Origin of the sequence: Mycobacterium sp. (assembly GCF_052143115.1) — a bacterium.
Lineage (GTDB): Bacteria > Actinomycetota > Actinomycetes > Mycobacteriales > Mycobacteriaceae > Mycobacterium.
In genome coordinates, this window is record NZ_JBKQTQ010000100.1 from 1 (window position 1) to 22561 (window position 22561).

General features: G+C 64.2%; 20 protein-coding genes and 3 pseudogenes. 19 read left to right on the forward strand and 4 right to left on the reverse strand.

Translation table 11 applies throughout. From position 1 onward, the window contains the following. The 4 genes and pseudogenes from ACLQI9_RS10485 to ACLQI9_RS10500 form a co-directional block, all read left to right on the forward strand. Positions 1-308 (forward strand): annotated as a pseudogene (locus ACLQI9_RS10485) (flotillin); the annotation flags it as partial. A gap of 155 nt (positions 309-463) precedes the next feature. Continuing rightward, positions 464-1564 (forward strand): ABC transporter substrate-binding protein, encoded by a 1101-nt coding sequence (locus ACLQI9_RS10490; RefSeq protein ID WP_442383329.1) that lies wholly within the window; start codon positions 464-466, stop codon positions 1562-1564. 716 nt (positions 1565-2280) lie between these two features. Further along, positions 2281-2457 (forward strand): hypothetical protein, encoded by a 177-nt coding sequence (locus tag ACLQI9_RS10495; RefSeq protein WP_442383327.1) that lies wholly within the window; start codon positions 2281-2283, stop codon positions 2455-2457. After that, positions 2457-3725, forward strand: a complete 1269-nt coding sequence (locus ACLQI9_RS10500; RefSeq protein ID WP_442383325.1) for a fatty acid desaturase family protein — start codon at positions 2457-2459, stop codon at positions 3723-3725. Before ACLQI9_RS10495 ends, ACLQI9_RS10500 begins: the two co-directional genes overlap by 1 nt. Before the next feature lie 14 nt (positions 3726-3739). Here the strand turns inward: ACLQI9_RS10500 and ACLQI9_RS10505 are convergent, their stop codons facing one another. Both ACLQI9_RS10505 and ACLQI9_RS10510 read right to left on the reverse strand, forming a co-directional pair. Next, the gene (locus tag ACLQI9_RS10505) at positions 3740-3970 is read right to left on the reverse strand and encodes an AI-2E family transporter (RefSeq protein WP_442383323.1); all 231 of its coding nucleotides are present in this window, start codon (positions 3968-3970) and stop codon (positions 3740-3742) included. Between the two features lie 110 nt (positions 3971-4080). Next, the gene (locus ACLQI9_RS10510) at positions 4081-5127 is read right to left on the reverse strand and encodes an AraC family transcriptional regulator (protein WP_442383335.1); all 1047 of its coding nucleotides are present in this window, start codon (positions 5125-5127) and stop codon (positions 4081-4083) included. 130 nt (positions 5128-5257) lie between these two features. On the opposite strand from ACLQI9_RS10510, the pseudogene ACLQI9_RS10515 reads away from it, so the two are divergent. From ACLQI9_RS10515 to ACLQI9_RS10550, 8 genes and pseudogenes are all read left to right on the forward strand, one after another. Further along, positions 5258-5359: pseudogene (locus ACLQI9_RS10515) on the forward strand (hypothetical protein); the annotation flags it as partial. A gap of 47 nt (positions 5360-5406) precedes the next feature. Further along, on the forward strand, positions 5407-6264 hold the full coding sequence (locus tag ACLQI9_RS10520) for an SDR family NAD(P)-dependent oxidoreductase (RefSeq protein ID WP_442383321.1): 858 nt from the start codon (positions 5407-5409) through the stop codon (positions 6262-6264). Between the two features lie 92 nt (positions 6265-6356). Further along, positions 6357-7340, forward strand: a pseudogene (locus ACLQI9_RS10525) (class I adenylate-forming enzyme family protein); the annotation flags it as partial. Between the two features lie 171 nt (positions 7341-7511). Beyond that, positions 7512-7820 (forward strand): AMP-binding enzyme, encoded by a 309-nt coding sequence (locus ACLQI9_RS10530; protein ID WP_442391651.1) that lies wholly within the window; start codon positions 7512-7514, stop codon positions 7818-7820. 56 nt (positions 7821-7876) lie between these two features. After that, positions 7877-9661, forward strand: a complete 1785-nt coding sequence (locus ACLQI9_RS10535) for a DUF3556 domain-containing protein (protein WP_442383317.1) — start codon at positions 7877-7879, stop codon at positions 9659-9661. Between the two features lie 76 nt (positions 9662-9737). After that, the gene (locus ACLQI9_RS10540) at positions 9738-9884 is read left to right on the forward strand and encodes a hypothetical protein (RefSeq protein ID WP_442383315.1); all 147 of its coding nucleotides are present in this window, start codon (positions 9738-9740) and stop codon (positions 9882-9884) included. 281 nt (positions 9885-10165) lie between these two features. Then, on the forward strand, positions 10166-10981 hold the full coding sequence (locus ACLQI9_RS10545) for an alpha/beta fold hydrolase (protein ID WP_442383313.1): 816 nt from the start codon (positions 10166-10168) through the stop codon (positions 10979-10981). Continuing rightward, on the forward strand, positions 10959-11651 hold the full coding sequence (locus tag ACLQI9_RS10550) for a helix-turn-helix domain-containing protein (RefSeq protein ID WP_442383311.1): 693 nt from the start codon (positions 10959-10961) through the stop codon (positions 11649-11651). Before ACLQI9_RS10545 ends, ACLQI9_RS10550 begins: the two co-directional genes overlap by 23 nt. Positions 11652-11680: 29 nt before the next feature. On the opposite strand, the gene ACLQI9_RS10555 is transcribed toward ACLQI9_RS10550, so the two are convergent. Then, a complete protein-coding gene (locus ACLQI9_RS10555; RefSeq protein ID WP_442383333.1) occupies positions 11681-12892 on the reverse strand; it encodes a CaiB/BaiF CoA transferase family protein in 1212 nt (403 codons plus the stop codon). Between the two features lie 63 nt (positions 12893-12955). Further along, positions 12956-13717, reverse strand: a complete 762-nt coding sequence (locus ACLQI9_RS10560; RefSeq protein WP_442383309.1) for an SDR family oxidoreductase — start codon at positions 13715-13717, stop codon at positions 12956-12958. A gap of 171 nt (positions 13718-13888) precedes the next feature. Between ACLQI9_RS10560 and ACLQI9_RS10565 the strand changes: the two genes are divergently transcribed. The 7 genes from ACLQI9_RS10565 to ACLQI9_RS10595 form a co-directional block, all read left to right on the forward strand. Continuing rightward, on the forward strand, positions 13889-14890 hold the full coding sequence (locus ACLQI9_RS10565; protein WP_442383307.1) for a dihydrodipicolinate synthase family protein: 1002 nt from the start codon (positions 13889-13891) through the stop codon (positions 14888-14890). 66 nt (positions 14891-14956) lie between these two features. Continuing rightward, entirely contained in the window at positions 14957-15769 is an 813-nt protein-coding gene (locus ACLQI9_RS10570; protein ID WP_442383305.1) for an enoyl-CoA hydratase/isomerase family protein, read from the forward strand. Further along, the gene (locus tag ACLQI9_RS10575) at positions 15769-16518 is read left to right on the forward strand and encodes an SDR family NAD(P)-dependent oxidoreductase (protein WP_442383303.1); all 750 of its coding nucleotides are present in this window, start codon (positions 15769-15771) and stop codon (positions 16516-16518) included. Before ACLQI9_RS10570 ends, ACLQI9_RS10575 begins: the two co-directional genes overlap by 1 nt. Then, on the forward strand, positions 16515-18959 hold the full coding sequence (locus ACLQI9_RS10580) for an AMP-binding protein (protein ID WP_442391649.1): 2445 nt from the start codon (positions 16515-16517) through the stop codon (positions 18957-18959). The genes ACLQI9_RS10575 and ACLQI9_RS10580 overlap by 4 nt, the downstream gene beginning before the upstream one ends. Before the next feature lie 12 nt (positions 18960-18971). Beyond that, positions 18972-19817, forward strand: coding sequence for an enoyl-CoA hydratase (locus ACLQI9_RS10585; RefSeq protein ID WP_442381696.1), 846 nt, complete (start codon positions 18972-18974; stop codon positions 19815-19817). A gap of 334 nt (positions 19818-20151) precedes the next feature. Next, positions 20152-20973, forward strand: a complete 822-nt coding sequence (locus tag ACLQI9_RS10590; protein WP_442381698.1) for an SDR family NAD(P)-dependent oxidoreductase — start codon at positions 20152-20154, stop codon at positions 20971-20973. Between the two features lie 644 nt (positions 20974-21617). Continuing rightward, the coding region (locus ACLQI9_RS10595) for a serine hydrolase domain-containing protein (protein ID WP_442391650.1) at positions 21618-22561 on the forward strand (944 nt) is incomplete at its 3' end.

Here is a 22561-nt window from a genome sequence, read left to right on the forward strand (position 1 = left end):
GGATTCTGGCGGTTGCCGACGCTGAGAAAATGAAGATCCAAGCCGAAGCGGCGGCCTCGCACAACCGGGTGGCCTTGGACCGGATGCTGATCGATCAGCTGCCCGAAATCGTCAAGCAGGCTGCTCAGGGTCTGTCAGGGGCAAACCTGACCGTCCTCAACGGCGCCGACGGGCTCGGCGAGATGGCCACTGGCCTGGTGGGACAGGGCCTGGCAATCTTCGATTCTCTGCGTGGCGGGCTCGGTCAACACCCTTCCGGGGATGGGTCCGACCAATTTGGACTCAACGCGCCGCCCGATAAGCAGTGACGCGTCCGGCCCGGCTACCCGGCGCCTTAAGACTGGGCATGACAAGCACAGACGCCGGCACCGGTCACTTCTTGCGCATTGCGCGCGATTCCTATGAGCTGCACTGACGAGGACGGCGGTGTGGTGCCGATCCGCAGGACCACCCGTGAGGCCAGATGGCGCACCTTCGTGCAGTCCTCGTAACGCCGCTCAGTGGCCCGTTAAGCCTCTACGGACGGGCAGGCGCGACAGCGCTTGCTATCTGGGCAAAGAGCGCGGCCCTTCCACCGCCATGGACCAGCGTCGCGCTCGATGTACGCGGCACCGGGAAAGATATTCGCGCGGCAATGCAGGCTGCCTTGGCAACGGAGCCGGATGTCCTCTTCGGGCCATATGGCAGTGGTCCGATGCTCGACGCCGCACGCGCCTGTGAACGCGTGCTGTGGAACCATGGTGGAGCGAGTTCTCGTCTGCGTCGGCCCGCCTTTCCGCAGGTAATCAATGTCATTGCGCCGGCTTCCACCTATTTCAGTGGGGCCCTGCAAGCCGCGCACACCGTCGACCCGTCAATCGCGACGATTTCACTTCTTTACAGCACGACGGGCTTTGGTAAGGACGTGGCAGAAGGTGCTGCGACAACGGCAGCCAACCTTCACCTTGATCTCACCTCAACCGCGTTTGCGCCTGCTCAGGCACCGGCGATGGTTCCGGCGGTCCCCGACGGCGATGTCCTCCTTGTGGTAGGGAATTTCGCGGACGAACTGGCTGTTGCCTCACTCTTACTCACCCGCCCCTGGCGCTTTGCCGCATTTGTCGGAGCTGGTGTGGACGAAGTCCTAACCACACTGGGCAATCAACGAGAAGGCCTCCTCGGGCCTGCCCAATGGCTCCCGACGGCAGCCATCGAGCCCGATGAAGGCCCAGATTCGGATTGGTTTGTTGAGGCCTATCGGAAAGAGACGGGGACTGATCCTCCTTACGCTGCGGCACAGGCTTTTGCGGCCGGTGTTCTGTACGCACGATGTCTGCGAGACGCGCAGGAAACAACCGACACAGCCATCCAGGCGGTGGCTCAAACGCTAGAATGCACAACGCTTTACGGCAAATTTCAGCTCGACCCTTCCAGCGGCTTACAGTCGGGGCATCAGGGTCTGATCGTCCAGTGGCAACAGGGGAGACGCCGTGCCGTGTGGCCGCCAGAGCGGGCGGAATGCCCCGCTATTTTCCCCTTACCGGGCTTCGCAGCAAGCCGCCAGTCGGTTCCAAAAGCGCCCTGATCGCCACGGTCTCCCCGGTGCCCTTTGTGGCGGCCGGGGTCCTGGGTCTAACCCGCAGCTTAAGAAAGCCTTGACGCAAAAGGCTTCACCAAACGATGCGGTGATGATCCCGACAAGCGCGAACGGGCAACCCCGCGATGTCTTACCGGCGAGTGGCGTGCAGATGGAGTTGCTCGTGCCTCTCGACCTAAGTGGGGTTGATTTTCTCTGTGCCACAGGCATTTCCGTCCTTGTCGGGCTCGACGAAGACTGCCGCACCGCGGGAACGTCCTAGGCCATTGTCGGCAGTCCGTTTGTTCGGCGGCTCCTGCACATCGGTGACCCCAGCGATGCGTTGCCCACGGCAAACTCGGAGCGCCAAGGCCTTAACACTGTTGCCGCGCAGCGCGAGGCGAGTCTGGCTAGATCGTAAAGAGTCGGTGAGGCCGAATGCCGAACCCAGCCGAGCGCTGGGTTCCCGCCCCGGTAGGTCTTCGGACTTACCGGGGCGGTTCGAATGACGCGGTTCAACGCACCGCGGGTGGAAATCTGCATCAGCAGCCCGAGGTGATTTACCGGGGGACAACCTCCCATACCCGAGCCCGACGCCAACCGCCGGTAGACTTGGTCTTGGTTGACAGCCCAGCCGGCCCGGAAACGCCGTCCCTCTGGAGCGACAGTGTGAGAGCGACCGCTCGCAACCGGGCATCTCAGTGATCTTCCGTAGAAAGTTCACGATGCAAACGCGTCCAAAGTGGACCGTCACCCGGCACCCCGGTGCCAACAACAAAACCATTCCCCCGCAGCACTGGCACGCCCTCGCCAAACGTTTCCCCTACCCGGTGACCGCGGAGATCCCCGGCGCGGGGTACTACGGGCACATATCTTCCGCCGATCATCCGGTGAGGCACTGATGGCCATCACAGAGGTAGCCGAATACGCCCATCTGAGCGCCGCGGACGTCGACGCACTCGCCGTCGAATTGGACGCTATCCGTCTCGACATCGAGGATTCGCTCGGCGCGAACGACAGGGCGTATATCCAGCGCACCATCGCTGTTCAACGCTGCCTCGACCTCGCCGCCCGTATCGTGATTGGCGCCAGCCGAACCAGGACCGGATGGGCGTTCGGAACACTCGCCCTGGCCGCGGCCAAGAGCATCGAGAACATGGAACTGGGCCACAATATCGGCCACGGCCAATGGGATTGGATGAACGACCCCGAAATCCACTCCACCACCTGGGAGTGGGACATGGCAGGGCTGTCATCGCAATGGAGGTACTCCCACAACTACCGTCATCACATGTTCACCAACGTCGTCGGCATCGACGACGACCTCGGTTACGGCGTTCTGCGGGTCACCCGTGACCAACAGTGGAAGCCCAGCAATCTGCTGCAGCCGCTGCGACATCTATTGCTGGCGCTTACTTTCGAATGGGGTATCGCGCTGCACGGTCTGTACTCCGAACAGGACCGCGCGAAGACTGACGCCGAAAAGTCCGCTCACACCCGAGCTCTGCGCCGCAAAATCGCTCGCCAGGCGGGTAAAGATTACCTGCTCTTCCCCGCGCTCGCCGGGCGACACTGGCGGCGCGTCCTATTCGGGAACGCGCTCGCCAACGTGCTGCGAAACCTGTGGGCGTACGCGGTTATCTGCTGCGGCCACTTCGCCGACGGAGCTGAGAAATTCACCCCCGAAGCCCTCGAGGGTGAAACCAAGGCGCAGTGGTATCTGCGACAAATGTTGGGTAGCGCCAACTTTCGCGCCGGGCCGGTGATGGCCTTCATGAGCGGAAACCTCTGTTATCAGATCGAACACCACCTCTACCCTGATCTGCCCAGTAACCGCTGCGCCCAGATCGCCGAGCGGGTGCAGGCGGTCTGCGCGAAGTATGACCTGCCCTACACCACCGGCCCGCTGGCCCGCCAATACCTATTGGCGCTGCGCACGATCATCAAACTGGCCCTGCCGGACCGGTTTCTGGCCGCATCCTCCGATGACGCCCCCGAAACCGCCTCCGAGAAGAAATTTCGCGGCCTCGTGAAACGACCGGGTCGAGTATGCGTCGGGTCTCCTGTTGCGCGTCGACGCGGACTGGCCACCGCGATCCGCAACCGCAAAAACCGGCTCAACCAACGACAAACATCGGCGCGCCGGCGAGTCGTTGCGAGTGCTCGATGACCCGCTACCGTCCGTCAGGCCTTATCGAGTCGAGGGAAAAGGACTTCCTGAGTCAGGAGCTGCAGGGCGGCTGCGATCGGGATGGCAACGAGAGCTCCGACAATCCCGAGTAGCGCGCCGCCGATCAAAACGGCCACTACGGTGATCAGCGCCGGCACCTTGACCGCACGGCCGATGATCTTGGGCACCAGGAGGTAGTCCTCGGCAGAAGCGGAGCACGCTTTATTCAGCGTTTCCGAGCTCACGTGTCAGGTGCGACAAGCTGACATCGGTGTCGCGGAGGCTGACAACATCAGCGTATTCACAGCTCGGCCAGTGGGCTCTTCCGGCGTTGGGCCGGGATGTCTCCTCGTGACTATCGACGGCGATTGGGGGTTCCGGTCCGATGAGGGGCTCGCAATTGAAGGTCCCGTTGGTACTGCCGAGGTGTCTTCCCGAACCAACGTTGGCACGAGTGATTGAGGGTGCTCTGCTCCGTGTAGCCGAGCAAGCCGGCGATCTGGCTGAGGTGCAGCCCGGGTTCGGCGAGGTACCTCGCCGCCAGGGCCCGCCGTTCCCGCTCGATCAGATCCTGACATCGCACGCCCTCGGTGGCCAGCCCTCGTTGCAGCGACCGTGGATGCATGGCAAGTTGGTCCGCGATGGCATCAACGCTGCATTGGCCGGTGGGCAGTAGCCGGCGGGTCAGCTCTTCCACGCGGTCGGACAGCGACGCGGTGCGCGGAAGATAGTTGGACTCAAGGTATTTCGCCGCAATCCGTCGGGTCTCCGGATCCGCGCTCTCGATGCGTCGGTCGGCCAAACGGTGGGATAGCTCAAACCCACACCGGGTCTGGCGGAAACGCACACGGCAACCCAGCGTTTCGCGGTACGCCGCGTCGGAGCCCTGTTGGTCGTGCATGAACGAGATCACGTTCGGCCGCGCCTCCGGGCCGCCCAGCAGGCGGATGATTTTGACGGCGATAGCCATGCTGATCTCGTAGGTCTGGACCACATCGGGAAGTCCCGGTTCAGTCACCTCATAGGTGAACGCGAGACCGGTTTGCGGGGTGCGCGGCGCCGGTGTCAGCTTCAAGGCGGGCGAATGGACATAAAGGTAACGCGCGATCGCCTCAACCCCGCCGAGCAAGGTCTGTGCGTTCCGCGCAATCACCGCGATCGGACCGAGAGTATGCAAACCCTGCCAGTTCGACAGACGAAGTCCGAAGTCCGGACAACCCAAGCCCTCGGCACTGGCCTCCAGCATGCGCGCGTACGCGTCGAAGGAGATGAACGCGTCCTCCTGATCTTCGATGCCCGCCGGAATCCGGAAGCGCGACAAGAACAGCTCTGGGTCGCCACCGAGCTCCCGCACCAGATCGCCGTAACCAAACAGCGTGGTGGCTCGCAGCAAGCTGCCCAATTCCGTCAACTCCAAGTGTCGGGAAATCACAAAAGTATGTCGGAAAATCCCAATACTTGCCAGGGGGCCCTCGACCAGTCTGTTTCTACAAGGTCCTGCGAAGACACCGGGCACGATGCACGAGGGAACGATGAACGCACAACATTTCGACGTCCTGCTCATCGGCGCCGGCCTGTCGGGCATCGGTATTGCCTGCCAGGTGGGGGCTGCTCACCCGAACAAGACCATCGCCACCCAAACTTCCGAAATCCACACCCTCCCAAGAAAGGTCGCAACAAAATGAACCAATTCGAAGGCAAAGTCGTCGTCATCACCGGAGCCGGCTCCGGGATCGGCAGAGCACTTGCGCTCAACCTCGCGAAGCGAGGCGCAAGACTCGCGCTCTCCGACATCGACACCGAAGGACTAGCTGAAACCGTGCGCCGGGCCGAAGCAGTCGGTGCGGACGTGAAGTCTGATCGGCTCAACGTCGCCGAACGCGAGACCGTTCTGGCTTACGCCGACGCCGTCGTCGCCCACTTCGGCAAAGTCAACCAGATCTACAATAATGCCGGCATCGACCACAACGGCGACGTCGAGAAGACCAACTTCAAGGACATCGAGCGGATCATGGACGTCGACTTCTGGGGCGTCGTCAATGGCACCAAAGCCTTTCTCCCCCATATGATCTCGTCCGGCGACGGGCACGTCGTCAACATCTCGAGCTTGTTCGGCCTGATCGCAATACCCGGTCAAAGCGCTTACAACGCGGCCAAATTCGCCGTGCGCGGCTTCACCGAGGCGCTGCGCCAGGAGATGCTGATCGCCAACCACCCGGTCAAGGTGACATGCGTGCATCCTGGCGGTATCAAGACCGCAGTAGCCCGCAACGCGACCGTCGCCGAGGGCGAGAACGCGCAGGCCCTAGCGGAGTTCTTCGACAAGCGACTGGCAATTCATACGCCGGAAATGGCCGCCGAGACCATCGTCAACGGAGTCGCCAACGGCCATGCCCGGGTAGTGGTCGGCTGGGAGGCAAAGGCCCTGGATGCGCTCGCCCGAATCATCGGCCCGCGGTATCAGCGCGTCACCGCCACATTGGTCTCGCGCTTCGCCCCATGGGCACGTGACCGAGGCGACGCTCACCACGCCGCGTAACGCCGAGATATCGGAATCCACCCTCCTACCCGTACTCCTGCGTCATACCGTAACGGCATCAACCTCAGAAAACACCCAGGCAGGGCCCTCAAATGAACCTTTCGACACTGCCAGATCTCCGAGCCGCTCAAGCGCCCGATGCGTCAGCCGTAGCGGACGACAGCACCGATCTGACCAACACGCAGTTTCTTCACGCCGTACGCCGCGCAAGCGAGGTGATGGCTGCGCACGGCGTATCTGCCGGGGATGTGGTCGCGATCATGTTGCCCAACCAGGCCAGCTACATCGTGGCGCTATTCGCGGCCTGGCGCCTCGGCGCCACGGTCACGCCGATCAGCCCGACGTCGATGCCAGCGGAGGCGGCCTACCAGATCACCGACGCCGACGCGAAGATCCTCATCGCCGACAAACCGCTCGAGATCGACGTCCCGGTAGTGGCTGTGTCGACCGAAGAACTAGCTTCCGGCGCAGCCGCCGCCGTCGTCGAACCCGCGGACCGCCGCGACGATGCGCTCGCCCTGCTGATCTACACGAGCGGCACCACCGGCCGCCCAAAGGGCGTCATGCTCGACCACGTCAACCTGAATGCCATGTGCCGCATGGCGATCGACGCGTTCAAGATGACAAACGAGGACCATAGCCTGCTCATCCTGCCGCTGTTCCACGCCAACGGGATCGTGGTTGGCACGTTGTCGCCGCTGCTGGCGGGTGGCCGCGCTACTGTCGCCGGCCGGTTCAGCCCGAAGACCTTTTTCGACCGGCTTGAGCAGAGCCGCGCGACATACTTCTCAGCGGTTCCGGCCATGTACACGATGCTCGCCGACTTGCCTGCCGACGTGCGGCCGGACACCTCGGCGGTCAGGTTCGCCATCTGTGGTGCCGCACCGGCAAGCGTCGAGCTGCTTACCAAGTTCGAGACCCGCTACGGCATCCCACTCATCGAGGGCTATGGGTTGTCCGAGGGATCATGCGCCAGCACCGCCAACCCGCTGGCGGGCCCGCGCAAGGCTGGCACCGTCGGGCCCCCGTTGCCGGGGCAGAAGATTCGGATCGTCGACGCCGACAATGCGGACCTTCCTCAGGGTGAGGCTGGCGAGGTCCTAATTCAGGGACCCAACGTCATGCGCGGCTACCTAAATCGTCCGGAGGAAACCGCGAAGACACTTGTCGACGACTGGCTGCACACCGGGGACGTCGGACGCTTCGACGAGGACGGCTACCTGGTACTAGTCGATCGAGCGAAAGACATGATCATTCGCGGCGGCGAGAACATCTACCCGAAGGAGATCGAGACCGTCGTCTATCAGCTGCCGGAGATCGCCGAGGCCGCCGTCATCGGTCGCACCCATTCGGTCTACGGCGAAGAGCCGGTGCTCTTTGTGTCCCTGAACTCCGGCACCACCATCTCGACGGACGCAATCCGTGAGCACATTCGGGTGTCGCTGTCCAAGTTCAAGCACCCCGCCGAGATCACGATTCTCGACGACCTCCCTAAGAACCCGGTCGGCAAGATCGACAAACCCACGCTGCGGAAGTCGATCGCTGCAAACCTCTGATCAACCACGGCAAGACAACCGCAGACCTAGTCTGGACTATCGATAAGGAGTCGATCATGGGATTCACCGAGCCGAACTTCCCGCGGGTTGAGCCCGAAGCCTTTCTAAAGGCACCGTTCCTGGAACGCGTGAAGACGCTGACCCTGAACTGGGTCGAAAACGGGTACGGCGTGCCGCGGATGGTGCACGCGATCTACATCGTCAAGCTCGTGTTCTTCTATGCGCTGGGCGGCATCGTGGTCGCCACGCTGACCTCCGGACTGCCTGCGTTCTGGCATGTTTCGGAGTGGTGGAACCAGCCGATCGTCTACCAGAAGGCAATCCTGTGGACGGTGCTGCTCGAAACCATCGGCGTCGCCGGGTCATGGGGGCCGCTGGCCGGCAAGACCAAGCCGATGCTAGGAGGCATTCTGTATTGGGCCCGGCCCGGCACGATCAGGTTGCGGCCGTGGCGGCGAGTCCCGTTCACTGCGGGCAACCGTCGGACCTGGTTCGACGTCGCGCTCTATTTGGCCCTGATCGTCAGCGTGATCGTGGCGCTGGTGTTGCCCGGTGTGCGCAGCGATTCGCTGTCGCAGGCGCTGCCGGAAAACACGTCCGGTCTGGTGAACCCCGCGCTGCTGATCGCCCCGATGGTGCTGCTGGTCATGATCGGGCTGCGGGACAAGACCATCTTCTTAGCCGCGCGCGGCGAGCAGTATCTGCCGGCGTTGTTCTTCTTCACCGTGCTGCCGTTCGTCGACATGATCATCGCGCTCAAGCTGCTCATTGTCGTGGTGTGGGTCGCTGCCGGCGTCTCCAAATTCGGCCTGCACTTCACCAACGTGATACCGCCGATGGTGAGCAACAGCCCGACCCTTCCGCTCAAGTGGCTCAAGCGGGCCCATTACCGCAACTTCCCCAACGACCTGCGTCCGTCGCACCTTGCCAGCTTCATGGCACACGGTCCGGGCACCGTCGTGGAAATCCTTGCCCCGCTTGCCTTGTTGCTCTCACCCTGGCCGTGGCTCACATTCATCGCGGTCGGGATTATGGTTGCGTTTCACCTGTTCATCATTTCGACGTTCCCACTCGCGGTGCCGTTGGAATGGAACGTGCTATTCGCCTACGGCGCGATCTTCCTGTTCCTCGGCTTCCCGAACTGGGACGGCTACGGCATCGCGGACATGTCCTCGCCGTTGCTGACCGTGGCGATCCTGGCCGGCCTACTGTTCTTCCCCGTGCTGGGCAACCTTCGTCCCGACCTAGTGTCCTTCCTGCCCGCCATGCGGCAGTACGCGGGCAACTGGGCGTCGGCGGTATGGGCGTTCGCCCCCGGCGCTGAGGAGAAGCTGAACAGCGTTACGCGTTCGTCCCTCAACCAGATCGACCAGCTGGTCGCATTCGGTTACGAGCCGAAGTGGGCGGAGATCTTCAACCAGCAAACGGTCGGATGGCGGTCCATGCACAGCCAGGGCCGTGGCTTGTTCTCGGTGCTGGTGAAGAATCTCCCGGATATCGACACCCGGACAGTCCGTGAGGCGGAGCTTGTCTGCAACTCGCTCATCGGCTTCAACTTCGGCGATGGTCACCTGCATAGCGAGGACCTGATCGCGGCGGTGCAGGACGAGGCTCAATTCGCACCGGGCGAGCTGGTGGTGGTGTGGGTCGAGTCGCAGGCCATCGGCAGCAAGGTCCAGCACTACAAGGTCATCGACGCGGCACTCGGCGTGACCGAGCGCGGCACCTGGAAGGTGACCGACGCGGTGGCCGAACAACCCTGGCTGCCCAACGGCCCGATCTCCTTGAAAGTGACGTGGACCCGCCCTGCAACTGACCCCCGGTTCGGGGCGGTGGCGTGACCACTGCGCTTGTGTTCCTTCGTGACGCCGGCTTTGCGGCACCTATCGACCTATCGACAACGAGATCCTGTACTACGTGCTCCTCGGTGCGGCATCGCTGCCCTACGTCAACGCCCCCGAAGTCCGGCTTCTCACCGGGCGGGATCCCAGTAACCCCAAGTGGATTCGGGCTCACGTGGACGGACTGGTCGCCATCCTGCTGCCAGGACTGGCCGCCGGCTGATGCCTGCGCAGGGATGACCGGCGGTGTCGGCGCTCTTTCGCCTGAAACGAGCCTGTACTAACCCCACACGGAACGTTAGCTGTGCTCATAAGAAGAGCCGAACGAGAGCTGCGAGCGGTGTCCGCGTCAAATTAGCGTGCTAATCTCGCCGGAGGCACGCATCATTATTGTCTTGGTAGCACATGGTAATCAGCTAGATAGCTTCAAGTAGGCGTTGTCGGAACGGGGTAGGTGAGGCAGCGTGGTGAAGGCCTCGCGTTGGCCGTCGGAAAGAGAACGACATGAGCGCGAAGGAAGTGATGACTGATCTGGTCGGTGAAAGCCGCCTACGCACCTACGAGCGTGATGGCCTGACGTTGGGGTACTCCGTGGTGGGCGATGGTCAGCCCATCATGTTCGTGCACGGCGCGACGGCCACCGGGGAGTTCGAGTGGGGTCTGCTCGCGGCCAAGCTGGCCTCCGACTATCGATGCGTCCTGCCCGATTTGCGCGGTCACGGCCGATCAGAATTCCGTACGTCGGTCGACATGGGGCAGGCCATCTGCGCGGATCTGCGATATCTCATCGAGCACCTGGGCCTCGACCACCCGCACATCGTGGGGTTTTCTTACGGTTCCGAGATCGCGCTCATGGTTGAACTGTCGGCACCCGGCACCGCGCGATCTCTTGTGCTGGTAAGTCCGGGCACGGGCCGCCCCAGCGACTACCGGGCTCCGCGCCTGGAGCACTTGTACCGCACCTGGCCGTTCGCGTTGCGCCGCCTGCACGAGACCCACCATGGGCCGGAGCACTGGCGCGAGCTTGTAACTGCGTTGCACGTGGACAGCGTCGCCCGATCCGAACTCACGGCGGAAACCCTTGCGGCTGTCGGATGCCCCATCCTGCTGGTCGCCGGTGCCCTTGACGAGTCGACACGGCGCGCCCAAGGGCGGCGGTTCGCCGAGGTCAACGCTTTGGCGCGCTACCTAGAACTCGACGGCGCGGCGCACGCCGTGCACCACAAGTGCCCCGATAGGTTTGCAGAGGTCATCGGTGCCTTCCTGGCGGAAGTCGACAATGAGAGAGCATGGAGCCATGGCGCGACAGAAGACGGCTGAGCCCAAACCGGTCGGCGAGGAGCCAGAAGAGCAGTACGTGCCGAGTTGGCAGCGAGACAGTGTCGACCGGTCGCTCCGCAATGCGATCGAACGCGCGCGCAAGCGCAGTGACCGATTCGTGGATGCTGCCGTTGAACTGCTGTCCGAACGTGACGAGAGTGACTTCTCCATCCAGGACGTGGTGGACCGCTCCAGTCAGTCGCAGCGTACGTTCTATACCTTCTTCGACAGCAAAGACAGCCTGATGCTGGCCGTGTACGAGACGATTCTGCGCAAGACTGCGATGCCGATGTTGCAGGAGCGGTGCGAGGGCATTGACGATCCGGTACTGCGGCTTCGGGCTCTTTTGGACGCATTGTCCGAGATCACCGAGATGCCGGCGCGGTTGGCGCGGGGGTTGAGTGTTCTTCATCTGCGGCTCGCGGAGACACGGCCAAACGACCTCGCTAGCGCGTTGGAGCCCCTGCACGCCTTCATCGTCGAACTGCTCACGGCTGTGGCCAAGTCGGGCCGGCTACGGGAGGACCTCGGGCTGCACACGCAAGCGGCGCTGCTTCAGGAGTTGTTGCTTGCCTCGACGCACTCCCGGGTGCTGACGGGCGGCAGCCAGACCACTGTCGACGATCTGTGGGCGTTCTGTTCGGCCGCAATATTGCGCCGCGAGGACTGACCGCCTGGCGCTGATTCGCGCGACCGAGTTCAAGTCACGGCACCGGCGATCTTGAGGCTGATCAGCTCGTCGTCCGATTTTCCGAGTCCGCGCAGGATTTCGTCGGTGTGTTCGGCGAACTGCGGTGCCCGAGTGAGGCTTGCTGGCGTCTCATCGAATTGCACGGGGTTAGCGACCAGTTCGCGTCGCGCGCCGTCGATGTCGAAAACTTCGGCGATCATTCCGTTGGCCCGCAGTGCGGGATCTTGCCCCACCTCCCAGGGATCCTGCGCGACGCCCCATTGCCCCTCCATGTCGGCGAACTGCGTCATCCACTCCGACAGCGTCCGGGCGGCAATCTCGTTCTGAAGAATCTCGGCCGCCTCCGCCGCATTGCCCATGAGCGCATCGACGGTCGCGAACCGCCGGTCGGTGACCAGATCCTCGCGACCAATGCGCCGACAGAACTCGGGCCAATAGCGTCCCGGTTGCAGCATCGCCAGCACGATCCACCGATTGTCGGCGGTCTGGTATTCACCCACCAGGGGGTTGGTGCGAGCCGAGCCACTCCTCGGCGTGCGCTCTGGCGGCCCACCGGTCAGGAGCGCGAAGCCGACCGCCAGGGCGTTCGCCCAGGCGCCCACGCCGAGGAGAGAGACGTCGACCACCGAGGTCTGGCCGGTCCGTTCGCGCGCCAAAAGCGCTGCGGCGATACCCCCGGCGATGGTCATCCCGCCGAGCGAGTCACCGTACGCGCCGGCGGGCATCTTGCACAGGCCCTCGAAGTCCGCCGGCGTCGTCCCGAGGGCGCTGCCGCCGCGGGCCCAGAAGGCGGTGCTGTCATAGCCGCCTTTCTCGCTGTCGGGGCCGCTGCTGCCGAAGCCCGAACCCCGCACGTAGATGATGTCGGCGTTGATCTTGCGTACGTCATCGAGCTCGATGCCGAGCCTCCGGCGCGCCCTGGGCAGGAAGTTTGTCAGGAATACATCGCTGGCTCGGATCAGCTCGTACAGGACGTCCAATGCCTCTGGCCGCTCGAGCGCCAGGCCGATGCTGCGCTTCCCGCGGTTGGGGTGCTCCATCAGCGGCGCGAAGGAGCCGGTGCCGACCGGCATGTCCATCACTGCGCTGAGGCCGCGTTGGGCGTCACCTGTCTCTGCGTGCTCGACTTTGATCACGTCCGCGCCCCAGTCCGCCAGGACCGCGCCGGCGGCCGGTACAAAGGTGAACTGAGCCACCTCCAGCACGCGCACGCCTTCCATCGGTCGGATCACAGCGGTCTCCTGTTCTGATTCAGTTCGATTGGTGCCGAAGCGATTTCGCGCTCAGCTACTCGCCGGGCGAACGTGGATCACATCCATCATCAGATCGCGGGGCCGGGTCAGCACGTCGTACAGAACCTCGGCGACGCGCGCCGATGTCAGGAGTTGGGTCCCACTCATCCGGGTCAGATACCCGTCGGCTTCCCACACCGGCCAGGCCCGTTCCAGATCGCCCGGTCCGAAGTTCTCATGGATACCGGTGTCGCCGACGGCGCCCAGGATGACCAGGGTCACCCGGATCGAGTCGCGCCGGAGTTCATGGTTCATCGCTTCGGTGAAGCCGTTGAGCCCACGCTTGGTGGCCGCGTAGAGAGTCATCATCGGCAGGTAGTCGAGAGTGATCTCGGAGGAGATGTTCATGATGTCGCCGCCGCCCGCCGCCCGCAGCAGCGGGATCGCCGCCCGCGTCGTGTAGATCGGTGCGACGAGGTTGGTGTTCACGGTGACGGCGATGTCCTCGTCGCTGGCCTCCTCAATGAGACGGATCCGGCTGGCGCCAGCCGAGTTAATCAGGACGTCGACACGTCCGAATTGTGCCGCCACCTGTTCGAAAGCGGCGCAGACTTCGGTAGCGCACGTGACGTCGGTGGCGATCGGGACCGCATTCGGTCCGAGGGTGTCGGCGATCTCGTCGAGTAGCAGCTTCCGACGCGCGAGCAGAACGACGGCGGCCCCCTCCTGCGCGAAGCGCTGAGCGGTCGCCCTCCCGACGCCCATCGAGGCTCCCGAGACCACAACGACCTTGCCCTCCATGCTGCGGGACATTGCAAGCCTCGATTCCTCATGCACCTAGATGACTACTTGCGTCCACGATCTGCACCGCCGATGCAGCAGCACATTGCATGAAACGCACATGTCGTTCTACCATGACGCGCACGTGATAGTCATCACCTGGCCCGCGACAGCGTGCGGGCGTTTGTTCGGAGGGAGTCCGTTGTGCCCACAGTTGTCACGGGCAAGGAGGCCAAGGAGTGGGCGTCGGCGCACCTGCGGGGCAACTGCAGCTCGCTCTACACACCGTTTTCGGGCCGGGATGGCGACGACATCGACTTCGAGGCACTACGTGCGCTGGTACGTCACTGCCTGGTCGACCTGGACCAGGACGGCATCTGGCTCACCGGTGGGATCGCTGAATTCTGGTCGCTCACCACCGACGAGCTCAAGGAGGTCGTCCGGGTCGCCGTGCAGGAGGCGCACAGCGTCAAGCCCGCGGCTCTCGTGCAGGTGATGTCCAGCACTGACACCGCCAAGCAATGTGTCGAACTGACGTTGCACGCCCAAGAACTCGGCGTCGACATCTGCTACATCCTCACGCCCTACTTCGAGTGCTCCGGCAAGCCCGGAGTGCTGGAGTATCTGCGTTATGTCGCGGATCGGACCGATATACCGTTGGGATTCTTCAACTCCCACTCCACTGGCCTGGTGCTGACCCCGAGCGAGTGTGTCGAGTTGTACCACGAGATCCCGGCTCTGTGCGGGCTGAAGAACGGGCTGCTCGACGCTCAGCACAGCCTGGCAGTTCACACGCTCGCGCCCGAAATGGTGCTGTGGGAGGCGGACGACGAGGCCGGAATCAAGCTGGGAATTCCCCATCCCGGAGCGCTCGGGTCTGCCCTGTACCTATACGAAAAGCCCGGCCTTCTGCTGTTCTCCGAGTGGCGTGCCCTTCTGGTGGCCGGCGACTTCGAACGGGCCGAGAAGTTCGCCGCCGAGACCGGGCTGGCGGAGATGAAAGCCGCCAGCCGCCGCTACCAAGCGCACCCGGCCCGGCCGGGCGTGTTCACCCACTGGGGCGCGGGATTCAAGTTCGGTGCCAGCCTGCTCGGCCTGCCGGTGGGCGACTACCCCCATTCACGGCCGCCGCAGACCGCATTCCCCGACGAACTCAAGGACCCGATCATCGAGGCGTATGCCGCGTCCGGGTTCATCAAGTCCTGAGAAACGGAGCGTTGCCGTGCGGGTGCAACTGGTTTCGGCAGGGACCATCCCACGGCTGGTCGAGCTGTGAGCAACGACGAGCGTTTCGCAGCGCTCGCCGACCCCGCCGTCCGCGTGAAGCGCGACGGGCCGGTGGCGGTGGTGATGCTTGCGCGGCCGGCGAAGTCCAACGCGATGGATGGCGAGGTCGCCTGCGCACTGCTGGACGCCCTGCGATCGCTGTGCGAGAGCGGCGACGTACGGGCAATGGTGCTCACAGGCGACGGCACCGCGTTCAGCGCGGGCGGCGACATCCAAACCATCCGAGAGATGGGCGCGGACAGGGGATTTCGCGATGCGATCCTCGACAAGCACCAAGAGTTGTTCTGGGTCATGACACGACTGCCGTTCGCGAGCGTCGCAGCGGTGAACGGTGCCGCCGTTGGGGCAGGTGTCACCATCGCGCTGCTGTGCGACCTGGTCGTCATGGCACGAGACGCTTTCCTGTCCGATCCGCGGGTCGCACTCGGCCTGCTCGACGGCGCGGGCGGAATTGTGTTGTGGCCGTTGCTGACCAGTCTCTCTTCAGCAAAGGAGCACCTATTGCTCGGCGATCGGGTTCCGAGCGCCGAAGCCTACCGACTCGGCCTGGTCAACCGCGTCGTTCCCACCGAAGACACCGTGGCGGCGGCCCTTGACCTGGCCCGCCGGCTGGCGACCTTACCGCCGCACTCCGTGCGGGAGGCGCGGCGCTTGCTGAACTCGCACATCGAGCGGGCCGCCCCGGTGTTGTCCGAGTGCGCACGCGCGGAGAGCGAATGCTTCGAGACGGACGAGCACCGTGCCGCGCTGGATCGGTTGACTGTGCAACTTGCCGCGAGACCGCCACGGGAGTCCTAGTGGTCACACCCAACCGGGTCGCGCTGGTGACGGGAGGCAGCCGAGGGATCGGGCGCGCCGTGACCGAGAGGCTGGCTGACTCCGGGATCGATGTGGCCGCCGGATACGCCACTGATTCCGTTGCAGCAGAGTCGGTTCGGGACCGATGCGAGAAGGCAGGCGCCCGCGTGACGCTGCACCGGGTGGATGTGGGCGACCCGCAGTCCTGCCGGCGCCTCGTCGACGAGGTTTTGGACCAGCATGGGCAACTCGACTACCTCGTCAACAACGCCGGCACGGTCACCGAGCAGCGCTACGGTGACATCACACCCGACGACTGGCAGCAGCACCTGGCGGTCAATCTCTCAGCCGCATTCTTCCTTTCGCAGGCGGCCATGAGCGCCATGATCGAGCGCCGCTTCGGGCGCATCGTCAACATCGGTTCGGTGTCCGCCACGATGGGCAGCCCAGTGCAGATCCCTTATGCCGCAGCAAAATCGGGGCTCATCGGATTGACGCGGTCAACCGCACGTGCCGTCGCACGAAAAGGAATAACGGTGAACTGCGTGATCCCGGGCAGCTTCGACACCGATCTATCGGCGGGGCTGGCCCTCACCGCCCGCGACGTCGTGACGTCGATGATTCCGGTCGGCCGCTGGGGGCGGCCCGAAGAACTCGCGCACGCGGTCAGTTTCCTGCTCGACGACCTGGCGTCCTATGTCACCGGGGCAGTCCTGACGGTGGACGGCGGAATGAGTATGGGCGGATGACTCCGACGCCGTTGACGGCCGCGCGCATCGTTGCCCCCGGTGTACCTGAGGACCGGCAGGACGAGTACCGGAGGCTGGGCTACGTCAGCGACATGACCATGAGCTCGTCGGTCGAACGGGCCGCCGGGTTATGGGGCTCCCGCCCGGCGGTGGCCGAGGGGGGCGTGCAGATGACGCACCGTGAGCTGCTGGGACTCGTCGAGCGGGCCGCGGCCTGGCTGAGCGGGGCCGGAATTCGGCCGGGCGATGTCGTATGTTGGCAGACGCCGAACTGGTGGGAGGCCCATCTGCTCGGTCTGGCCGTCTGGCACGTCGGCGCGGTGAGCGCACCGATCGCTCCGTTCTACCGGGAGCATGAGTTGCGCCAGGTGATCGAGGAGGTGCGGCCCGCGGCCGTCATTTCGGCCGAGTCGTTCCGCGGTTTCGAGCACGCCGAGGCCTTTGACGACCTGCTCGCCGATAACGGCCTCGACGAGATCCCGCGAATCCTGCTGCGCGGATCACGTTGTGGCTGGACGCCGTTCGACGAGGTCGTGTGGCACCCTCGACGCTTGCCGTCCGCCAACATCGGAGCGGACGAGCCGTGCCTGGTCTTGTTCACCTCCGGCACCACGTCGCGCGCCAAGGCCGCCGTGCACTCGTCGCGCACGTTGTTGGCCGAAACCCGTCAGCTCGCCGACGCGTGGGGGCTGCGCTGGGACGATGTCGCCTATATGGCCGCCCCACTGCAACACATCACCGGACTGCTCAATGCAATGACGATCCCACTGCTGGTGGGGGCCTGCGCGGTGCTCGCAGAGCGGTGGGAACCCAGGCGGGCGGTCCAGGAGATCATGGCGCACCGGGTGACCTACTCGGCCGGCGCGACGGTATTCCTGCAGGAGCTGACCGTGGCCGCGAGAGATGCTCGGATCGGGTTGCCGCTGAGAATGTTTGCCTGCGGCGGAGCCTCGGTGCCGCGCGCGGTGATGGAGCGCAGTGAGGAGCAGGGTATCCCCGCGGCACGCGTATACGGCATGACTGAGCTGCCGACCGTGACGGTGATGAACCAAGCGCACCCGTTCGATCTGCGTGCGACGACGGACGGCGCCGTGGCACCCGGGGTCGAGGTGCGAGTCCTCGGTGACGACTGTCGCGCTTTACCACCGGGTTTCGCGGGCGAGCTTGCGGTGCGAGGACCCGAGCGGATGCTCGGCTACCTGGACCCCGCGGCCAACCGATCCGTACTCGACGACGACGGCTGGTTCCGGACCGGCGATGTCGGCATCCTCGACGACGACGGATTCCTCACGATCACCGGCCGAATCAAAGACGTCATCAATCGTGGTGGTGAGAAATTCTCCGCACGAGACATCGAGGACCTTCTCGCCTCGCACCCGTCAGTGCGCCAGGCCGCTGTTGTCCCGGGTCCCGACGCAAGGTTCGGTGAGGTACCGGTCGCCTTCGTCGTGCTGCACGGCGGCCGGCAGTCCTCGGTCGGCGAACTGGCCGCACACCTGCGCACCGCTGGCCTTGGCCCGCCAGAAGTCCCCGACCGCATGGCATTTCCTGGATTCCCTGCCGATGACACCCTCGGGCAAGGTCAAGAAATTCGAGCTGGCCGCCACAGCGGCCGCGGCAAGGGGCACACGATGAACGCCGATCAATTCCGCGCGATGCTCGACCTCGGCCGAGACGGCGACGGACGCACGGTTCTTCCGGTGGCTCACGGGGGCGCGGAGCGGATTTTCGGCGGACAGATCCTGGCTCAATTGGTGGCGGCCGTGACACGTGAGCGGACAGTGAAATCGTTGCATGTGGCGTTCCCGCGGGAGGGGCGGCCGCGCGACCCCTTGTACTTGGACCTCGAGAACACGCACGACGGGCGCACGCTCGGAGTGCGCCGAGCGGTGGTCTACCAGGACACCCAACACCTCGGGGAGCGGCGCGTCGTTGCTATCGGCACCGTCCTTGTTGACCGCGCCGACGACGGGCACAACTATCAGTTGAGCGCCGTCGCCGACGCAGATCCATTGGCGGCCAAGCTGATCGATTTTCCCGTGGTACCCGGCGAGACCAGACTGATCAGCGACATCGGCCTAGACGACGCGAGCGCCGTCCCGGCCGAACTCGCGTTCTGGATGCGCTGTGACGAGTTCACCGACCCTGCGCTGGCGCGGCCGGTGCTGGCCTACGTCTCGGATTGGCCGCTGATCGGCACTCTGCTCAAGGCCGTACCCGGCGCGAGCCAGCAGGACGCCCACGTCCGGCTTCAGACCGGAGTGGTCAGCCACTCGATCTGGTTCCATCAGCCCTTCGCCGTGTCGGAGTGGCTGCGGGTGGAGATTCGTGGTGAGCGGCTGGCCGGCGGCCGCGGATTCGGTACCGGCGCGGTCTATACCGAGGCCGGATCGCTCGTTGCGTCGTTCGCTCAGGAGAGCGTGATCAGACCCTTCGCATAAAAGGAGACAGCAATGGCAGCAGAGCATTTCGTTCGGTACGAGACGGACGGGTCGGTGGCGGTGATCACCCTGGACCGGCCGCAGGCCGCAAACGCGCAGACACCGGGCATCCTCAAAGACCTCGACGACGCTTGGCGGCGCGCGGACGCAGACCCGGATGTGCGGGTGATCGTGTTCACGACGACCGGTAAACATTTCTCGGCGGGCCACGACATGTCCGGCAGCGACCCATCCGCCAACGGCCGCAACCTTCGTCCCAAACGCGGCGAGGACGGAAAGCTGGTGGCCGAGGATTACTACGATTGGGAGACCCGCGGCTACCTGGAATACGCCAAGCGCTGGCGGGACATCCCGAAACCCACGATCGCGGCCGTGCAGGGTAAGTGCATCGCCGCGGGGCTGATGTTGTGCTGGCCCTGTGACCTCATCGTCGCAGCCGACAATGCTCAATTCTCCGACCCGGTCGCGCTGATGGGTATTATGGGCGTCGAATATCACGCTCACACTTGGGAACTCGGTCCTCGCAAGGCCAAGGAGATGCTCTTCACCCAGGATTCGGTGAGCGCCCAGGAGGCATTGCGGGCCGGGATGGTCAACCATGTGGTGCCGCTGGAGGAGCTTCGCGAGTTCACTCTGCAGCTCGCGCAACGGATCGCGCGGACCGACCCATGGGCGTTGCGCCTGGCCAAGCGCGCCGTCAATCACACCCTCGACACGATGGGCTTCTCCAATGCGATCGAATCGTGTTTCGACATGCACCACCTCGGCCATACGCGTGCGCTCGCGGCCACCGCGGGCAGGACCGTCGTGATGGCGGACTTGGACCGGATGAAAGCGGCCGGCCGCACCGATTCATGATCTTTACGTGTGGAATTCGCGCGCCGAACAGGGCACCACCGCGGCTTCGCACCCCGGCAGCGGGCGCGGTGCTGCGTCGGGTGGCGAACATCCTCGATGAGCGCCACGACGCGCTCAAGGAACTCGTGATGGCGGACGGGGGTCCGGCTCGGTGGGCTTCCTCGCCGACATCATTCAGGTCCGCGGCACTATCGACATCGCGCATGGATCGCCAGGCCATGGAGTACGCGGTTCAGTGGACCGAGGTGAGTCCACGGCGCAGGGTCCGTGGAGCTCCTGAGCGAGCAGGCCCCGCAGCACAGGGGAGAGCCCACCCAATATCTGGAGCAACCGCGTGATCATCAGCAACAAGGTCTTCGTCGTTACCGGCGGAGGAGCCGGCATTGGCCAGGACGTCGTGCTCGCGCTGGTCAACAGGGGGGCGCGCGTCGCCGCCGTCGACATCAGCGAAACTGGCCTGGGGGAAACGGTCACCCTCGCCGGCGGGGACTCTGACCGGATCTCCACTCACGTCGTGGACATCGCCGACCGATCAGCCGTTGAGGTACTGCCCGACGCAGTTGTGAAGGCCCATGGCGCTGTGGACGGCCTCATCAACGTCGCAGGCATCATCCATGGCTTCGTTCGTGTGAACGACCTGGCGTTCAGTGACATCGAGCACGTGATGAACGTCAACTTCTACGGCGTGCTGAACATGACGAAGACGTTTCTGCCGGTCTTGCTGCGGCGCCCGGAGGCTCACATCGCGGCGGTCTCGAGCATGGGCTCGTTCGTTCCGGTGCCCGGGCAAACGATCTATGGCGCCTCGAAGGCCGCGGTCAAGCTCCTGATGGAGGGCCTGAACTCCGAACTGCTGGACACCAATGTGCGCGTCAGCGTGGTGTTTCCGGGGGCGATCGCCACTAACATCGCTGTGAACTCGGGTGTTGCGATGACGCAGGAAGAGCGTGCGGCGCTGCCCAAGGAGATCACGGAGATGAAAATGACCCCGTCCCGGGTGGCCGCCGAGAAGATCGTTCGCGGAATCGAGAAGAAGTCGTATCACGTCTTCATCGGGTCGGACGCGATCATGATGGACGAGCTTTCGCGGCTCATGCCGATGCGGGCCGCCAAGATCGTCTACTCACACATGTGCGGCCTGCTGCCCCCTCAGTAACGCTATTGACAATCCGGGAAACAAACGCACAAACAGAAGTACTGCTGTCGCCGCGCATATCGGCTCGCGACTCGGTGCGGACCTCGGCGCCGACGGTATTTTTCGCTCGGTGCTGGCTCGCGTCCCGTTCGATCTTGATCACCCGTACAGGGTGTGCGACTAGAACTTCGAGCTGAGCCGGCACCTGCACTACCTGACAATGGCGAGCCCCGGTGGCTGGCGGCAGCTGTGCGACCAGGCTGCCGCCCAAGCACGCGGACGCGGCCCCTCCCTCCACTGGCTCAGCCATGACTTCCCTCCGCCAGCAATGGGGTTCTCAACGGAAACCGCTCCCGGAGGTTGGCTGCCGATAAAAGGTGCCTATGTTCTCTCCAATTGGACACGTGGTTCTACCAGAGCGATAGTATGAGGTGCAGCTCACCCGGTTGTTGCACGCATCTCAAGTCAGCGCGCCGGCGACTTTTGAAGGTTGACGGTTGCGCTCAGACATGGAGGAGGGTCACGTTGGACTAGCGCCGAGAGGCACCACGATGATGCCGAACGAGACACGAAAACACCATTTCAAAACCGCATCGTGCTGCCTCAGGGTGGCATCGTGCTGGCTCACAGTGGCATCAGAGTGGTTCGCACCACGTCGGAAAATGATGACTTCGTTCTTTTCGAGAAAACGCAATGTTTACGGGTCTTGGCGCGGTGCGCTCGGACCCTACGTTGGTGCCGAGAACATTCACCAGGTCGACAGCGCTCTGCCGCAGGGCGTGCAGGGCGCGGCCGACCCGCATTTCACCTGGGCTGTCCGGTTTTTCGGCCGGCTGTTCCCGGGGCCTCGATTCGGTGGTGGGGCGCTGTCGGTGTACCTGGACGGTCGCCCTGTCGTCGACGTCTGGACGGGCTGGTCCGACCGGCGGGGCGAGGTGCCCTGGACAGCCGACACCGCTGCGATGGTGTTCTCCGCCACCAAGGGCGCCACGTCGACCGTGATTCACCGGCTCGTCGACCGCGGGCTGCTCGATTACGACGCGCCGGTGGCTGAGTACTGGAAGGAGTTCGGCGTTGGTGGCAAATCGGGGATTACCGTCCGCGAGTTGATGCGGCACCGGGCCGGGCTGTCGCAGCTGAACGGGGTCAGCAAAGCCGAGCTGTTGGATCACCGCTTCATGGAGGAGCGCCTGGCGGCAGCGCCGGCGAGCCCACTGCTGGGCAGGTCGGCCTACCACGTGCTGACCTACGGATGGCTGTTGTCCGGCCTGGCGCGAGCGGTAACGGGGATGGGAATGCGTGACCTGGTCCGCTCTGAGTTGGCTGAGCCGCTCAGCATCGAAGGGCTGCATCTCGGCCGGCCACCGGCCGACTCACCGATCCAGGTGGCGCAGATCCTGATGCCGCAAACCACCGCAACGAATCCGCTGTTCGATTTCCTCGCACCAAAGATCGCGGCGCTGCCGTTTTCCGGCGGATTCGGCGCATTTTACGTTCCTGGAATGAAATCGTCTGTGCAAGGCGATATTCCGCTCCTCGACAGCGAGATTCCGTCGGCCAACGGCGTAATGACCGCGCGCGCGCTCGCTAAGATGTACGGCGCGGTCGC

Bases quoted from the DNA above. Each gene is read 5' to 3' on its own strand.
- ACLQI9_RS10535 (WP_442383317.1), top strand. From the start codon at position 7,877: ATGGGATTCACCGAGCCGAACTTCCCGCGGGTTGAGCCCGAAGCCTTT.
- ACLQI9_RS10545 (WP_442383313.1), top strand. From the start codon at position 10,166: ATGAGCGCGAAGGAAGTGATGACTGATCTGGTCGGTGAAAGCCGCCTA.
- ACLQI9_RS10585 (WP_442381696.1), top strand. From the start codon at position 18,972: ATGGCAGCAGAGCATTTCGTTCGGTACGAGACGGACGGGTCGGTGGCG.
- ACLQI9_RS10580 (WP_442391649.1), top strand. From the start codon at position 16,515: ATGACTCCGACGCCGTTGACGGCCGCGCGCATCGTTGCCCCCGGTGTA.
- ACLQI9_RS10555 (WP_442383333.1), bottom strand. From the start codon at position 12,892: ATGGAAGGCGTGCGCGTGCTGGAGGTGGCTCAGTTCACCTTTGTACCG.
- ACLQI9_RS10520 (WP_442383321.1), top strand. From the start codon at position 5,407: ATGAACCAATTCGAAGGCAAAGTCGTCGTCATCACCGGAGCCGGCTCC.
- ACLQI9_RS10560 (WP_442383309.1), bottom strand. From the start codon at position 13,717: ATGTCCCGCAGCATGGAGGGCAAGGTCGTTGTGGTCTCGGGAGCCTCG.
- ACLQI9_RS10490 (WP_442383329.1), top strand. From the start codon at position 464: ATGGCGCACCTTCGTGCAGTCCTCGTAACGCCGCTCAGTGGCCCGTTA.
- ACLQI9_RS10495 (WP_442383327.1), top strand. From the start codon at position 2,281: ATGCAAACGCGTCCAAAGTGGACCGTCACCCGGCACCCCGGTGCCAAC.
- ACLQI9_RS10530 (WP_442391651.1), top strand. From the start codon at position 7,512: ATGATCATTCGCGGCGGCGAGAACATCTACCCGAAGGAGATCGAGACC.
- ACLQI9_RS10500 (WP_442383325.1), top strand. From the start codon at position 2,457: ATGGCCATCACAGAGGTAGCCGAATACGCCCATCTGAGCGCCGCGGAC.
- ACLQI9_RS10550 (WP_442383311.1), top strand. From the start codon at position 10,959: ATGGCGCGACAGAAGACGGCTGAGCCCAAACCGGTCGGCGAGGAGCCA.